Annotated in this window: 12 protein-coding genes; 10 read left to right on the top strand and 2 right to left on the bottom strand. The window is 65.6% G+C overall.

Annotated features, from left to right (window positions below; genetic code table 11):
• The first annotated feature begins 3 nt into the window (after window positions 1-3).
• The 10 genes from ACSQ3S_RS00315 (at window position 4) to ACSQ3S_RS00360 (ending at window position 11434) form a co-directional block, all read left to right on the top strand.
• A complete protein-coding gene (locus ACSQ3S_RS00315; RefSeq protein WP_176656071.1) occupies window positions 4-1077 on the top strand; it encodes an NAD-dependent epimerase/dehydratase family protein in 1074 nt (357 codons plus the stop codon).
• The gene (locus ACSQ3S_RS00320; RefSeq protein ID WP_353405516.1) at window positions 1067-3856 is read left to right on the top strand and encodes an O-linked N-acetylglucosamine transferase family protein; all 2790 of its coding nucleotides are present in this window, start codon (window positions 1067-1069) and stop codon (window positions 3854-3856) included. The genes ACSQ3S_RS00315 and ACSQ3S_RS00320 overlap by 11 nt, the downstream gene beginning before the upstream one ends.
• A 54-nt stretch (window positions 3857-3910) precedes the next feature.
• Window positions 3911-5236, top strand: coding sequence for a methyltransferase domain-containing protein (locus ACSQ3S_RS00325; protein ID WP_413449525.1), 1326 nt, complete (start codon window positions 3911-3913; stop codon window positions 5234-5236).
• A 129-nt stretch (window positions 5237-5365) separates the two neighbouring features.
• Window positions 5366-6139: a glucose-1-phosphate cytidylyltransferase gene (gene rfbF, locus ACSQ3S_RS00330; protein WP_353405512.1), complete on the top strand. Its 774-nt coding sequence runs from the start codon at window positions 5366-5368 to the stop codon at window positions 6137-6139.
• Complete coding sequence (gene rfbG, locus ACSQ3S_RS00335; protein ID WP_436141274.1) at window positions 6136-7212, top strand: CDP-glucose 4,6-dehydratase; 1077 nt, start codon at window positions 6136-6138, stop codon at window positions 7210-7212. The genes rfbF and rfbG overlap by 4 nt, the downstream gene beginning before the upstream one ends.
• A 24-nt stretch (window positions 7213-7236) precedes the next feature.
• Window positions 7237-8562, top strand: coding sequence for a lipopolysaccharide biosynthesis protein RfbH (gene rfbH, locus ACSQ3S_RS00340; protein WP_176653464.1), 1326 nt, complete (start codon window positions 7237-7239; stop codon window positions 8560-8562).
• Between the two features lie 7 nt (window positions 8563-8569).
• Window positions 8570-9190: a hypothetical protein gene (locus ACSQ3S_RS00345; RefSeq protein WP_436141275.1), complete on the top strand. Its 621-nt coding sequence runs from the start codon at window positions 8570-8572 to the stop codon at window positions 9188-9190.
• Entirely contained in the window at window positions 9190-9957 is a 768-nt protein-coding gene (locus tag ACSQ3S_RS00350; RefSeq protein WP_176653462.1) for a hypothetical protein, read from the top strand. Before ACSQ3S_RS00345 ends, ACSQ3S_RS00350 begins: the two co-directional genes overlap by 1 nt.
• 17 nt (window positions 9958-9974) lie before the next feature.
• Window positions 9975-10532, top strand: coding sequence for a dTDP-4-dehydrorhamnose 3,5-epimerase (rfbC, locus tag ACSQ3S_RS00355; RefSeq protein ID WP_436141276.1), 558 nt, complete (start codon window positions 9975-9977; stop codon window positions 10530-10532).
• Complete coding sequence (locus ACSQ3S_RS00360; RefSeq protein WP_436141277.1) at window positions 10529-11434, top strand: NAD-dependent epimerase/dehydratase family protein; 906 nt, start codon at window positions 10529-10531, stop codon at window positions 11432-11434. The genes rfbC and ACSQ3S_RS00360 overlap by 4 nt, the downstream gene beginning before the upstream one ends.
• Before the next feature lie 24 nt (window positions 11435-11458).
• On the opposite strand, the gene ACSQ3S_RS00365 is transcribed toward ACSQ3S_RS00360, so the two are convergent.
• Window positions 11459-12826, bottom strand: coding sequence for an HlyD family type I secretion periplasmic adaptor subunit (locus ACSQ3S_RS00365; RefSeq protein ID WP_176653459.1), 1368 nt, complete (start codon window positions 12824-12826; stop codon window positions 11459-11461).
• A complete protein-coding gene (locus ACSQ3S_RS00370) occupies window positions 12799-14976 on the bottom strand; it encodes a peptidase domain-containing ABC transporter (protein WP_436141278.1) in 2178 nt (725 codons plus the stop codon). The genes ACSQ3S_RS00365 and ACSQ3S_RS00370 overlap by 28 nt, the downstream gene beginning before the upstream one ends.
• Window positions 14977-15026: the final 50 nt, after the last annotated feature.

The raw sequence follows: 15026 nt of genomic DNA on the forward strand, positions 1-15026 counted from the left end.
ACCATGGCCGACCCACGCTTCGCAGAAACGCGCCAGGACGCCCTGGCCGCCTGCGCCACCCAACCCGACGTGCGCGCCGCGCTGGCGCGCCAGCACATCGCCGTCACCGGCGGCACCGGCTTCCTCGGCACCTGGATCGCCGAACTGGTGGCCGCGATGAACGACCAGTACAACCTGGGCATCACGCTCGACCTGTACGCGCGCAACATCGGCGAATGGCAGCAGAAATACCCGCACCTGGCCGCGCGCCTGGACATCCGCGTGCGCTCGCAGGACGTGCGCTCGTCGTTCGAGTTCGCCAAGAACACCAACTACGTGATCCACGCGGCCGGCATCCCGAACAACCGGGTGCACGCCTCCGATCCGCTGCGCGTGTTCCAGACCACCGTCTCCGGCATCAACAACGCGCTGGAGGCGGCCTCGCAGCTGGACGGCCTGCGCCGCTTCGTCAACGTCAGCTCCTGCCTGGTGGCCGGCCCGCCGCAGCGTCCCGGCCCGCTGAAGGAGACCGACGCCTTCCCGCTGCCGGCCGGCCTGCTGCACACCGTCTACGCCGACGCCAAGCGCGCGGCCGAGATGACGGCGGCGATCTACCGCAGCCAGTACCGCCTGCCGGTATCGACGGTGCGCCCGTTCACCTTGGCCGGCGCCTACCAGGAGCTGGACCGTCCGTGGGCGATCAACAACTTCCTGCGCGACGTGCTGACCGGCGGCGAGATCCGCATCCACGGCGACGGCAGCGCGCGCCGCAGCTACCTGTACGGCGCGGACGCGGCCTGGTGGACGCTGGCCGCGCTGGCCAAGGGCGTCGACGGCGAGGTGTACAACCTCGGCAGCGCCACCGCGGTCACGCACAACGAACTGGTGCGCCTGATCGGCGAGCAGGTCTCGCCCAAGCCGCGCGTGGTGCTGAACACCGCGCCGAACCGCCTGCAGAAGGACGACGACCTGTACCCGGACATCAGCTTCACCGTGCGCCGCCTTGGCGTCAGCGAAACCTGCCCACTGGAACAGACCGTAGAGAAAGCCTACCGCTGGTTCGCCGCGCCACCATCGATTCGAGCTCATGCAAACTAATAAAACCGTAGTGGACGCCGGCCGCAGCGCGCTGGCGCTGGCCCAGAAGGGCAGCCTCCCGATCGTCGAACTGTTCCAGACCGGCCAGAATCTGGTGGAGGCCGGCGAACGGCCGCTGGGCATCCAGCTGTACCGCGCCTGGCTGGCCAACACGCCGTCGCCGCTGGCCTACGCGGTGCAGTTCAACCTGGCCGTCATGCTCAGCGACAACAACGAGCTGAACGAGGCAGAAGCCGCCTACCGCATGGCGCTGGCGCAGAATCCCCGCTTCAACGAAGGCCACCTGAACCTGGGCACCCTGCTCGAGCGGCTGCGCCGCCCGGACGAGGCGCTGGCCAGCTGGCGCGCGCTGCTCGAATACAGCAATCCCAAGCTGCCGGCCGACCAGCCGCACGTGATCCAGGCGCTCAACAACCTGGGCCGCCTGCTGGAGATCCAGAAGGACTTCCCGGCGGCCGAGGACGCGCTCACGCGCAGCCTGCTGATCGATCCGAAGCAGAAGAACGTCATCTCGCACTGGGTGCACCTGCGCCAGAAGCAGTGCAAGTGGCCGGTCTACAACACCAGCGTCTGCGGCATCCCGGTCGACGAGCTGATGGTCGGCACCTCGGCGCTGGCCATGCTCAGCGCCTCGGGCGATCCGGCCCAGCAGCTGGCCGCCTCGCGCCGCTATGTCGACGAAAAGGTCAACGCCGGCGTCGAGCCGCTGACCGGCCCGCAGGGCTACGGCCACGAGCGCCTGCGCATCGGCTACCTGTCGTCGGACTTCTGCTCGCACGCGGTGTCGATCCTGACGGCCGAGCTGTACGGCCTGCACGACCGCAGCAAGGTCGAGGTGTTCGGCTTTTGCTGGAGCAACGAGGACGGCTCGCCGATCCGCGCCCGCGTCATCGCCGGCATGGACCAGCACATCCGCATCGGCGGCATGAGCGACGAGGAGGCGGCGCGCCTGATCCGCTCGCACGAAATCGACATCCTGGTCGACCTGCACGGCTTGACCCTGGGCGCGCGCCCGAACATCCTGGCCTACCGCCCGGCGCCGGTGCAGATCACCTGGCTGGGCCTGCCGGGCCCGACCGGCATGCCCTTCATCGACTACGTGATCGCCGACCCCTTCGTGCTGCCGCCCGAGCTGGAGCCGTATTTCACCGAGAAGCCGCTGCACATGCCGCGCACCTTCCAGATCAACGACCGCCAGCGCATCATCGGCGCCAGGCCCACGCGCGCGGCCAACAACCTGCCGGAAGACGCGTTCGTGTTCTGCGCCTTCAACAACAACTTCAAGTTCAATCCCGAGGTGTTCGACAGCTGGATGAACATCCTCAAGCGCACCGAAAACAGCTTGCTGTGGATGGTGGCCGACAGCCCCGAGGTGCGCACCAACCTGACGCGCCAGGCCGAACTGGCCGGCGTGGCGGCCGAGCGGCTGGTGTTTGCCGGCCGCGTGGTGCCGGCCGACTACCTGGCGCGCTACCAGGTGGCCGACCTGTTCCTCGACACCGCGCCGTTCAACGGCGGCACCACCGCCAGCGACGCGCTGTGGGCCGGCCTGCCGGTGCTGACCTGCGCCGGCCGCACCTTCTCGTCGCGCATGGCCGGCAGCCTGCTGAAGGCGGTCGACATGCCGCAGCTGATCACCACCACCCAGCAGGAATACGAAGACCTGGCCGTGGCGCTGGCGCACGACCGTCCGCAGGTCGAGGCGCTCAAGCGCCAGCTGCACGAGCAGCGCCTGAACTGCGCGCTGTTCGACAGTGCCCAGTTCGTGCGCGACCTGGAGGAACGCTACGCCCAGATCGCGCTGAAGGGCAATGCCGGCCTGCAGGCGCCGCAATTCGCCGGCGCCCGTCCGCCGCAGGTCGACACGCGCCTGCCCAAGGTATCGATTTTGATGCCGACGCACAACCGTCCCGACTACGCCGAACTGGCGCTGCAAAGCATCCTGGCGCAAACCTGGGGCAACCTGGAAATCGTCATCAGCGACAACAGCACCGACGAGCTGACGCGCGAACGCTTCGCCCCCTACATGGCGCGCTACGCCAACATCCGCTACCTGCGCTCGCCGGGCCTGGGTCCGCTGGACAACTTCCTCAATTGCTACCGCAACTCCAGCGCGGAATACGTCAACTACCTGATGGACGACGATCTGTTCCATCCGGAAAAGATCGAGCGCATGATGGCCTGCATGCTGGGCCAGCCCAACATCGGTCTGGTGACCTCGTTCCGCCAGTTGATCGACGCCAACGGCCGTTACCTTGCGCCCATCCATGGCACCGAGCGCATGTTCGAGATCGCCACGGCGGTCGGCGGCAGCTCGCTGGGCGACATGATCCTGAGCAACGGCCAGAACCTGATGGGCGAACCGACCACCGTGCTGTTCCGCCGCAGCCAGCTGCCCGGCCATTTCGGCATGTTCCTGGGCCGCCAGTACACCACCTTGTCCGACGTGGCCACCTGGCTGGCGGTGCTGTCCAACAGCGACTGCGCCTACCTGCCGGAAGCGCTGAGCTACTTCCGCCTGCACGGCGGCCAGGACCAGCGCAACGAAAAAGTGCGCATCCAGGCCAACATCGAATGGCTGCAGCTGCTGTGCGATGCCCACCAGCAAGGCAAGTTCATGCGCAACCGCGCGCAGCTGCGCGAGATGCTGACCAACAAGCTGGTCAACTGCGTCTGGTTCCTGTCGTCGGTGTGGGAACAGGTCGAGCCCAACTACCCGATCGATAAAATCGGCGCCCTGATGCAACAGGCCACCACTATATTGCTAACCAAGGGTTGAGCCGCCGGCTCTACGACCGCGGCCAACCACCCGAACCACCTGATAATGCAGCCCATGGACGTCAAGAACATTCCCGTCATCTCCGTTTCCTACAATTCCGCGGAATTGATCGAGGATTTACTCAGTTCGTTCCGGGCTCATTACAGCAATCCCGTCACCATCATCGACGGATCGGGCGAGCAGCACTACCGCGCCATCGAAGCGGTCTGCGCGCGGCATGAAAACGTCCGCTTCATCCACTTCGACTACAACATCCACCACGGTCCCGGCATGGCCTGGGCGTTCCAGAACCTGGAGCTGCAGGGGCCGGTACTGGTGCTGGATTCCGATATCTTCGTGCTGCATCCGGGCTTCCTGGAAGCCATGGCGGCCGAGCTGAAGCCGGGCATGTACGGCGTCGGCTATGTCAATCACGTCAATGAGGGCGGCTACGACGTCGACTACGAGCAAGGGGCGGTGCGCTACCTGCATCCGGCCTGCATGCTGGTCAATATCGAGGTGCTGCGGGCCTGGCCGATGCCGACCAAGCACGGCGCCCCGATGACCGAGCCCATGCTGGCCCTGCACCGCGCCGGCCAGGATAGCCTGGTGCAAGGCTTGCAATGGTTGAAGGAAGACTTTCTTAACACCCAGCCCGGCCCGCGCAACTATCTGCGCCACGACTGGCAGGGTACCGTCAAGCGTACCGGCGGCTACCACCTGGAAGACTGGCAGCGCGCCAGCCACCAGGCGGCGGGCGTGCGCCAGCTGGTCAAGTCGCTGATGCCGGCCGCGCCGGCGCGGGTGCTGGAGATCGGCGCCGGCGACGGCTTCCTGGCGCGCGACGTCAAGGAAGCGGCCCCCGCCACGCATTACACGGCGGTCGAGCTGCACACCGAGACGCCCAGCGAAAACAAGGGCGCCTGCGACCTGGTGCTGCAGCGCGACGTCGACCATCTGGGCGACGACTTCTTCCGCGACCAGGCAGGCGTCGACTGCTGGATCCTGGACAAGGCCCTGGAACGCCTGGTCCATCCGGAAAAACTGCTGGCCCGCATCCGCAAGGTCATGAAGGCCGACAGCTGCATCGTGGCGGTGATTCCCAACCTACAGCACTGGAGCGTGCAGGCCAAGCTATGCCTGGGCGACTTTCGCTATGAGGAAAACGGCATTCTCGACCGCGCGCACCTGCGCTGGTTCACGCGCGGCACCATCTTCGACGTGTTCCAGAAGGCCGGCTACCAGATCGTCCAGGGGGCCCCGGTCATCCATGAACGCATGGAAAATCCCTTGCTGACCGCTGCCTTACAGCAACTGGCGGCCAGCGTCGGCGCCGATCCGGCCCTGGCGCTGGAAGACGCCCAAGCCGCCGCCTACGTGATCAAAGCCGTTCCGCGCTAATCCACTGTTGCCTTGCGGAGCTAAAAGCCTAGCTAAGAGGCCAAATACGCTCTGCTTTTCGTTTAAAATGCAACTGCAGTGCCTGACAATGCAGTCTGCGAGCAATCCTTTTACTATCCCGGAGACAGCATGAAAGCAGTGATACTGGCAGGCGGCTTGGGCACCAGGCTTAGCGAAGAAACCACTGTCAAACCGAAGCCGATGGTCGAAGTCGGCGGCAAGCCTATCCTGTGGCACATCCTGAAGAGCTATTCCGCGTTCGGCATCAATGACTTCGTCATCTGCTGCGGCTACCGCGGCTACGTCATCAAGGAATTCTTCGCCAACTACTTCCTGCACACCTCGGACGTCACCTTCGACCTGCAGCAGAACTCGATGGAAGTGCACGAGCGCCACGCCGAACCGTGGAAGGTCACGCTGGTCGACACCGGCGCCGACACCCTGACCGGCGGCCGCCTCAAGCGCGTGCGCCAGCACGTCGAGAACGACGAAGCCTTCTGCTTCACCTACGGCGACGGCGTGGCCGACATCGACATCGGCGCTTCGATCGCCTTCCACAAGGAACACGGCAAGCTGGCCACCATGACCGCCGTGCAGCCGCCGGGACGCTTCGGCGCCATCGACATGAACGGCCAGCGCATCATGAGCTTCAAGGAGAAGCCCCAGGGCGACGGCAACTGGATCAACGGCGGCTACTTCGTGCTCTCGCCCAAGGTCATCGACCTGATCGACGACGACAGCACCATCTGGGAAAAAGGCCCGCTCGAGAAGCTCGCCGAGAGCAACCAGCTCGACGCCTGGCTGCACCACGGGTTCTGGCAGCCGATGGACACGCTGCGCGACAAGGTCCTGCTCGAAGAGCTGTGGGACAGCGGCAAGGCGCCGTGGAAGCGATGGCCATGAATCCGGCTTTCTGGCGCGGCAAGCGTGTTTTCCTGACCGGGCACACCGGTTTCAAGGGTAGCTGGCTGAGCCTGTGGTTGCAGCAACTGGGCGCCCACGTCACCGGCTACGCCCTCGAAGCACCGAGCAAACCAAGCCTGTTCGATACCGCCCACGTCGGCGCCGGCATGACCTCCGTCATCGGCGACATCCGCGACGGCATCGCGCTGCGCGAGGCGATGATGAAGGCCAGGCCGGAGATCGTCATCCACATGGCGGCGCAGGCGCTGGTGCGCTACTCGTACGCCAATCCGGTCGAGACCTACGCCACCAACGTCATGGGGCTGGTGAACTTCTTCGAAGCGGTGCGCCACACACCCGGCATCAAGGCCGTGGTCAACGTCACCAGCGACAAGTGCTATGAAAACAAGGAATGGGCCTGGGGCTACCGCGAGAACGAAGCCTTCGGCGGCTATGACCCTTACAGCAACAGCAAGGCCTGCGCCGAGCTGGTGACGGCCGGCTACCGCTCGTCGTTCTTCAATCCCGAAAAACACGCCGAGCACGGCGTCGCGCTGGCCTCGGGCCGCGCCGGCAACGTCATCGGCGGCGGCGACTGGGCCGAGGACCGCCTGATCCCCGACATGGTGCGCGCCATCGCCGCCGGCAAGCCGGTGCGCATCCGCAGCCCGCACGCGATCCGCCCGTGGCAGCACGTGCTCGAACCGCTGTCGGGCTACCTGACCCTGGCCGAGCACTTATACACCCACGGCGCCGCGTACGCCGAAGGCTTCAACTTCGGCCCGCACGACATCGACGCGCGCCCGGTGGAATGGATCATCTCGCGCCTGTGCGAAAGCTGGGGCAAGGGCGCCAGCTGGGAGCTGGACAGCGCGCCGCAGCCGCACGAGGCGCACTACCTCAAGCTGGACTGCTCGAAGGCCCGCAGCCGCCTGCAATGGCAGCCGCGCTGGCACCTGGGCCACACCATCGACATGATCGTCGCATGGCACCAGGCGCACGCCGCCGGCGCCGACATGCGCGCGCTGACGCTGGCGCAGATCGACACCTATCAAAACACCGCACATCTTTAAGCGCACATAACCAAGGCTGGAATCATGAGTGAAGCACAAAGCAAGGAACAACTCCGCGAACAGATCATCAAGCTGGTGGCCCAATACGGCGCCCTGGCCAGCGTGCCGAAGGCGTTCGAGCCCGGCGTGACCGTCATCCCGCCGGCCGGCAAGGTCGTCGGCGCGCCTGAAATGGAACTGATGGTCGAGGCCTCGCTGGACGCCTGGCTCACCACCGGCCGCTTCAACGACCAGTTCGAGGCCAGGCTGGCCAAGATGATCGGCGTGAACTTCCTCATCACCGTCAACTCCGGCTCCTCGGCCAACCTGGTCGCGTTCAACACGCTGACCTCGCCCAAGCTGGGCGCGCGCGCGATCCAGCAGGGCGACGAGGTGATCGGCGTGGCCGCCGGCTTCCCCACCACCGTCAACCCGATCATCCAGTTCGGCGCGGTGCCGGTGTTCGTCGACGTCGAGCTGGGCACCTACAACATCGACGTGACCAAGCTCGAGGCGGCGATCTCGCCCAAGACCAAGGCCATCATGCTGGCCCACACGCTGGGCAACCCGTACAACCTGGACGTCATCACCGCCATCTGCAAGAAGCACAAGCTGTGGCTGATCGAGGATTGCTGCGACGCGCTGGGCTCGACCTACCACGGCAAGATGGTCGGCACCTTCGGCGACATCGGCACCATGTCGTTCTACCCGGCCCACCACATCACGATGGGCGAAGGCGGCGCCGTGTTCACCAACGATCCGGAACTGAAGATGATCGCCGAGTCGTTCCGCGACTGGGGCCGCGACTGCTACTGCGCGCCGGGCAAGGACAACACCTGCGGCAAGCGCTTCTGCCAGTGCCTGGGCACGCTGCCGATGGGCTACGACCACAAGTACACCTACAGCCACCTGGGCTACAACCTGAAGATCACCGACATGCAGGCCGCCTGCGGCCTGGCCCAGATCGACCGCGCGCCCGGCTTCATCCAGGCCCGCAAGGACAACTTCGCCTACCTGAAGGAGCGCCTGCAGTCGTGCGCCGAGTTCCTGATCCTGCCGGAGGCGACCGAGCATTCGGACCCGTCGTGGTTCGGCTTCCCGATGACGCTCAAGCCTGAGGCCAACGTCTCGCGCGTGGACCTGCTGACCTACCTGGACGAGCACAAGATCGGCACCCGCCTGCTGTTCGCCGGCAACCTGACGCGCCAGCCCTATATGGTCGGGCGCAACTACCGCGTCTCCGGCGACCTGACCAACACCGACCGCGTCATGAACGACACCTTCTGGATCGGCGTCTTCCCAGGCCTGACCCGCGAGATGCTGGACTTCGCCGTCGACAAGCTCGAAACCTTCTTTGGCGTGAACTTCTAAGACTGCCATGAGTTTACCGGAATCCTCCAACGCCGCCTACATCACGCCCTACCTCGCGATGCTGCCGCCAAACGCGCGCCTGCTGATACAGGCCGGCGGCACCGATGGCGGCCTGGCCCGCCAGTACCGCGCCCGCTATCCCGCCGCCTCATGGCTGGCGGTGGATGCCGATGCGACACTGGCCCAGCAGGCCCGCGAGTATGCCGACCGCGTGCACCAGGCCGACCTGCACCAAGCCGGTGAGGTCTTCTATAAACATCTGGAATGGGCGGACGGCTGGGTCTTCGACTGCACGCTGGAACACTTGCGCGACCCCGGCAAGGTGCTGGCGCAGGTGCGCAAGGTCATCCAGTACGACGCCTGCGTGGTTGCCCGCATCGCCAACAGCGAACACTGGAACCAGACGGCCGAGCCGGCGCGCCACCGGTTGGCGCTCGCCGGCGTACTGGGTCTGTTCGAGGATGCCGGCTTTCGCGTCGTCAACGGCATCATGCTGAATCCCGCGCCGGTACCGGAGCATGTGGTTGAAGCGCTGCGCCAGCGCGCGGCGCGGACCGGCGAGACGGCCATGCGGCTGCTTGAAGAGGCCCAGCCTTCCCACTACCTGATTAAAGCCATGCCCGCGTGATGAAAGATACTCCGCTCTATTACTGCATCGCCCACGCGCCGTTCGCCTGGAAGATGCCCGACTTCATGACCATGCTGGGATCGGGCGACTACGTGCCGGAATCGGGCCTGGCGATGAGCAAGATGTTGACGCCGGAACAGGCGACGCGCAACCGCTACCTGGGGGAATATCTGGCGCTGTTCCAGATCCGCCGCATGCTCATCGCCGACAAGGCCGAAGGCTTTGTCGGCTTCTGCCATTACCGCCGTTTCGCGCTGACCGATCCGATCGGCACACTGCGCGGTTTTAACCACCACGCCCATCCGGACATGTTGGCCGGGGTCCTGCCTGAGCATTTCTACGGCGACGGCAAGACACCCATCGTACCGATCTCGGTGGCCTTCAACGGCACCATCATGCAGCAGTTGCAGGCAAACTGCCCGGTGCGCGAGCTGCTGATGTTCTTCGGCGACGCCATCGATTGCGGCGTGATCACCGACCTCGAGGCCGCCAATTTCTTGAGCGGCAACGCCTTCATCACCGCACCGACGGTGGCCTACATTCCGGTAACCTGGTTCGTCGAAATCGTGCACGATCTGGAGCTGGTGATGTCGCGCTACTACCGCCACCACTACATCGAACGCGACGGCTACCTGGCGCGCAGCATGGCGTTCTGCTGCGAGCGGCTGCAAGCCTTCCTGCTGGCTAAACGCATCGCCGAGTGGGGGCCCGACAAGGTGATCTCGCGCCCGCTGGTGCTGTTGGACGCCAACATTCCACGTTCCTGACTGACATCGACACTGCCATGAAAATTGTCCCTACCGACATCGCCGGTTGCTTCCTGATCATCCCGGACATACGTCGCGACGAGCGCGGCAGCTTCGTCAAGGTCTTCCACGAAGATATCTTCCGCGAGCACGGCCTGGCCACCGACTACGCCGAGGAATACTACTCGGCGTCGCATCGCAACGTGGTACGCGGCCTGCACTTCCAGACCCCGCCGCACGATCACGCCAAGCTGGTGTATTGCGTGCAGGGCTCGGTGATGGACGCGGCGCTGGATTTGCGGCGCGGCTCGCCGACCTACGGTCACAACCTGATGCTGGAGCTGAGCGCCGGCAACGGCCATATGCTGTACCTGCCGCGCGGCCTGGCGCACGGCTTCTGCACGCCGAAGGAACCGGCGATGATGGTGTACAAGGTCACCGCCACCTACGCGCCGGCCCACGACTCGGGACTGGCATGGGATTCGGCCGGCATCGACTGGCCGGTCCAGGATCCTATCATGTCCGCGCGCGACCGCCAGTTCGGCGCGCTGGCCGACTTCGACACGCCGTTCGTGTTTGACGGCGGCCAGCCATGAGCGCGCGCCGCGCACTGCTGACCGGCGCCAGCGGCTTTGTCGGCGCCGCGCTGACGCGCCGCCTGCTGGCCGATGGCTGGGAGGTGCACCTGCTGCTGCGCGAAGGGTCGTCGACGGCCGGCCTGCCGCCGGAGAGTCCCCTGCTGCACCTGCACCGCCACAACGGCGACACGCTGCAGCTGATCGAGATCATGCGCGCCGCCGCGCCGGAAGCCGTATTCCATCTGGCCTCGCTGTTCCTGGCCACCCACAAGCCGGAAGACGTCACGCGCCTGATTCATTCCAACCTGCTGTTCTCGACCCAGCTGGCCGAAGCGATGGCCGCCTGCGGCATACGCCGCCTGGTCAACACCGGCACCTCGTGGGAACACTACGAGGACCAGGCGTACAACCCGGTATGCCTGTACGCCGCCACCAAGCAAGCCTTCAGCGCGCTGCTGCGCTACTACGTCGAAGTCCACGGTTTGCGCGTGGTGACGCTGAAATTGTTCGATACCTACGGCGCCGGCGATCCGCGGCCCAAGGTGCTGAATTTGCTCAAGCGCGTGGCGCTGGAAGGCAGCTCGCTGGGCATGTCGCCGGGCGAGCAGCTGATGGACCTGGTGTACATCGACGATGCCGTCGAAGCCTTCGTCATCGCCTATGAACGGCTGGCCGACGGCCGCCAGCAGAACGCGACCGAAGAATACGGCGTCTCCAGCGGCAATCCCCTGCCCTTGCGCGACCTCGCCGCGCTGTATGCGCAGGTCAGCGGCAAGCCGCTGGCGATCGAATGGGGCGGCCGCCCTTACCGCGAGCGCGAAGTGATGGTTCCCTGGCACAGCTACCAGGCCTTGCCTGGCTGGCAAGCCAAAACCGACCTGGCCGCCGGACTGGCGCTGTTCCACAACACCAGTTCCTAACCGCTCAGCCGCCGGCGGCAATGCCTACGGTTCGCGTATCGATTCGTCCAGCGCCCGCGTCAGCGGATACAGCAGGTAGGACATCACGGTGCGGTGGCCGACCACGATCTCCGCCGACAAGGTCATGCCCGGCAGCAGCTGCGCGCCCGGCGTCATCTTTTTCAGCTTGCCGGTGTAGGGGATGCGGCTCAGGTAGTAGGCGTCGAGGCCGCCACCGTTCTTGTCGGTCTGCTCGCGCTTGAACGCGTCCTGGCTGATGGTGCGGACCTTGCCGTCGAGCATGCCGTGCTGCTGGAACGAGAATGCGTCGACCTTCAGGTGCACCTGCGCGCCCGGCTTGATGTAGCCGATGTCGAGCGAGTCGATCTGCACTTCCGCTTCCAGCTCGGCGCCCAGCGGCACCAGCGTGAACAGCGGCTCGGCCTCGCGCACGATGGAGCCGACCGACAGCTTGCCGATCTCCAGCACCACGCCGTCGGCCGGCGCCACCATCTGCACCATCTTGTGCCGCTTGTCGGCCTTGGCCAGCTGCTCGTTGATGCCGTCGCGGTCGCGCGAGGCGCTCAGCAGGTCTTCCATGGTCTTCTGCCGCCAGCTCTTGTCGAAGGCGGCCCGCTCGGCCTGCGCCGACGCCAGCTCGCTGGCCATCTCGATCGCCTTGTTGCGCTGCAAGTCCATGTCGCGCTCGACTTCGAGGCGGCGGTCGCGCGCCTCCAGCAAGTGCATCTTGGCGCCGAACTGCTCGGCCATCAGCTGCTCCTGCATCGCCTCCACTTCGCGCAGCGACTTCACGCGCTGGGCCAGGATCTGCTGGTCGTGCTTGTTGGTTTCCAGGCCCGCCTTCAGGCGCGCGATGTTCTGGTCCATCTTGGTCTTCTGCGCCTCGAAATTACCCTTGCGCTCGCTCGACAGCTGCGCCTGCAGCAGCGAGTCGGCGCTCGACTTGCCGTTGGTGACGGCGCCCGGCTGGCCGGCCAGCTCGGCGCGCAGGCCGGCGGTCTGGGTGTCCAGGCTTTCCAGCCGCACGCGCAGCTGCTGCTCGTCGGCGGCGGTGAAGGTCGGGTCCAGCGTGGCCAGCACCTGGCCTTTTTTCACCACCTGGCCGACGCGCACGTCGATGCTCTGGATGATGGACGTGTCCAGCGGCTGCACCACGATGTTGGGCAGCGGATTGACCAGGCGGCCGTGGGCGACGACGATCTTCTCCACCGGCGAGAAGCAGGCCCACAGGATGAAGAACGCGAACGCGCCGATCAGCACGTGCAGCGTGAGGCGCACGAACTTCGGCAGCGGGCCGCGCTCGATGGCGTCCGCATCCGGCAGGAACTCGATTTCGGTCTCGTCCTTGCGGCGGCGCTTGAAGCTTAGAGGTGACTTGTTTGCTGGTTCCATAAGTGCTGGTAAGTTTCGCTACGTGTAAGCAGTTCTTCGTGGCGGCCGGCGTCCATCAGACGGCCCTGCTGCATGACCATGATCTTGTCGGCGTTGACCAGCGTCGACAGGCGGTGCGAGATCATCACCACCGTGCGGCCGACCGCGATGCGCGACAGGTTGTTGATGAAGATCGCCTCCGATTCCGGATCCAGCGCCGAAGCCGCCTCGTCCAGGATCAGGATGCGCGGCTTGGCCACCAGGGTGCGGGCGATCGACAGCCGCTGCTTCTGGCCGCCGGACAGGTTGGAGGCGTTTTCCTCCAGCACGGTGTCGTAGCCCAGCGGCAGGCGCTCGATGAACTCGTCGGCGCCGGCGGCGGCCGCGGCCTCGACCAGCTCTTCAAACGTGGCGTCCGGCTTGGTGACGGACAGGTTCTCGCGCACGGTGCCGCGGAACAGGAAATTCTCCTGCAGCACAACGCCGATCTGGCGCCGCAGATGCGACAGCTCGATCTCGCGCGCGTCGATGCCGTCGAAACGGACGATGCCTTCCTGCACCGGATACAGGCCCTGGATCAGCTTGGTCAAGGTGGTCTTGCCGGAACCGGAGCGGCCGACGATGCCAACCACGGTGCCCGGCTCGATGGTGAAGCGGGCCTTGTCCAGCGCCATCGCCTGCGCGCCCGGATAGCGGAAGGTGACGTCGTCGAAGCGGATCTCGCCCTGCAGGATGGGGCGCAGGCCGTTGGCGCCGGCGCGGCCTTCGGGCGCGCGGTTCATCACCTCGCCCAGCATGCGCACCGACAGCGCCGTCTCCTGGTATTCATTGACCAGGCCGACGATGGAAATCAAAGGCTGGGTCACCCGGCCCGACAGCATCTGGAACGCGATCAGCGCGCCGACCGACAAGGTGCTGTCGAACACGTCGGCCGCGCCCACCACGATCAGGGTGACCGGCAGCAGCTTGCCGAGGAAGTCGGTGACGGCGTTGCCGGCGATCGAGATCTGGCCCACGCGGAAATGCATGGTGATCGCCTCGGCCGAGCGCTGGTCCCAGATGCGGCGCTGCGACGGCTCGATCGCCAGCGCCTTGACGGTGCGCATGCCGTGGATGGTTTCCACCAGCATGCCCTGGCGCTGGCCCTCGGCCGAGTACAGCGCGTTGAGGCGGCGCTGGAAGGTCGGCACCATGGCCATCACCACGCAGGCGATCATTGCCGCAAACAGCAGCACGATCATCGCCAGCTTGAACGAATAGCTGAACAGGATGGGCACGAACACCACCAGCGCGATCAGGTCCAGGCCGGTGAAGAACAGGCGGCCGGTGAGGAAGTTGCGGATCTTTTCCAGCTGCTGCATGTGGCGCGTGACCACGCCGGCGCTGGTGGTCTCGAAGAAGTCGATCGGCAGCGACAGCAGGTGGCCGAACACGCGGCGCGTCAGCCGCATGTCGATCTTGTTGGAGGCGGCCAGGGTCAGCGTCTGGCGCAGGAAGCCGAAGGTGGCGTCGAACACCAGCGCGGCGACGATGCCGACCGCCAGCACCTGCAAGGTGGTCACGCTCTGGTGGGTCAGCACCTTGTCGATCACCAGCTGGAAGAAGATCGGCGAGGCCAGCGCCAGCAGCTGCATGGCGACGGCGGCGATGAAGATGTCGCGGAACGCCGCCTTCTGCTTGAGGATCTCGGGAATGAACCAGCGCAGGCCGAACGGCTGGTTGGGGTCGGACAGCTTGTGCTGGCGTTTGACGAACAGCACGTCGCCGCTCCAGCGCCGTTCGAAGTCGGCGCGCGTCACCATGACCACGGCGGCGTTGGCGTTGGCCGGGTTCAGCACGGCGACCGTGTCCTCCGCGCCGTTTTCGCCGGGCTTGACGCCGACCGCGATCACCATGTTGCCGTCGTTCAGACGCGCCATCAGCGGGAACACGCCGCCCTGCGCCATCAGGCGCGACCAGGTCAGCTTGTCGGCCTTGGCCTTGAGGCCGATATCGGAGGCGATGCGCAGCAGCGCGCCGGTGCCCGGCTCTTCCGCGCGCAGCGCGTAGTCGTCGATCAGGCGTTCCGGATTGATTTGCAAACCGTGATGCTGCGCGATGGCTGTCAGACACTGTATCGCGGTATGGGGGAATTTATCGTGCATAAGCCTGATCAAGGTTAAAACTTGCATTGGCGCACTATCGTGCCAGCCTTCGGATTCTAACCTAGTGCAGTGCTTGG

The sequence above is a fragment of the Duganella sp. LjRoot269 genome, from assembly GCF_964254095.1.
In the GTDB taxonomy this organism is placed as follows: Bacteria; Pseudomonadota; Gammaproteobacteria; order Burkholderiales; family Burkholderiaceae_D; genus Rugamonas; species Rugamonas hordei.

Coding starts and splice junctions, on each gene's coding strand:
- ACSQ3S_RS00315 (WP_176656071.1), top strand. CDS start 4: ATGGCCGACCCACGCTTCGCAGAAACGCGCCAGGACGCCCTGGCCGCC.
- ACSQ3S_RS00320 (WP_353405516.1), top strand. CDS start 1,067: ATGCAAACTAATAAAACCGTAGTGGACGCCGGCCGCAGCGCGCTGGCG.
- ACSQ3S_RS00325 (WP_413449525.1), top strand. CDS start 3,911: ATGGACGTCAAGAACATTCCCGTCATCTCCGTTTCCTACAATTCCGCG.
- rfbF (WP_353405512.1), top strand. CDS start 5,366: ATGAAAGCAGTGATACTGGCAGGCGGCTTGGGCACCAGGCTTAGCGAA.
- rfbG (WP_436141274.1), top strand. CDS start 6,136: ATGAATCCGGCTTTCTGGCGCGGCAAGCGTGTTTTCCTGACCGGGCAC.
- rfbH (WP_176653464.1), top strand. CDS start 7,237: ATGAGTGAAGCACAAAGCAAGGAACAACTCCGCGAACAGATCATCAAG.
- ACSQ3S_RS00345 (WP_436141275.1), top strand. CDS start 8,570: ATGAGTTTACCGGAATCCTCCAACGCCGCCTACATCACGCCCTACCTC.
- ACSQ3S_RS00350 (WP_176653462.1), top strand. CDS start 9,190: ATGAAAGATACTCCGCTCTATTACTGCATCGCCCACGCGCCGTTCGCC.
- rfbC (WP_436141276.1), top strand. CDS start 9,975: ATGAAAATTGTCCCTACCGACATCGCCGGTTGCTTCCTGATCATCCCG.
- ACSQ3S_RS00360 (WP_436141277.1), top strand. CDS start 10,529: ATGAGCGCGCGCCGCGCACTGCTGACCGGCGCCAGCGGCTTTGTCGGC.
- ACSQ3S_RS00365 (WP_176653459.1), bottom strand. CDS start 12,826: ATGGAACCAGCAAACAAGTCACCTCTAAGCTTCAAGCGCCGCCGCAAG.
- ACSQ3S_RS00370 (WP_436141278.1), bottom strand. CDS start 14,976: ATGCAAGTTTTAACCTTGATCAGGCTTATGCACGATAAATTCCCCCAT.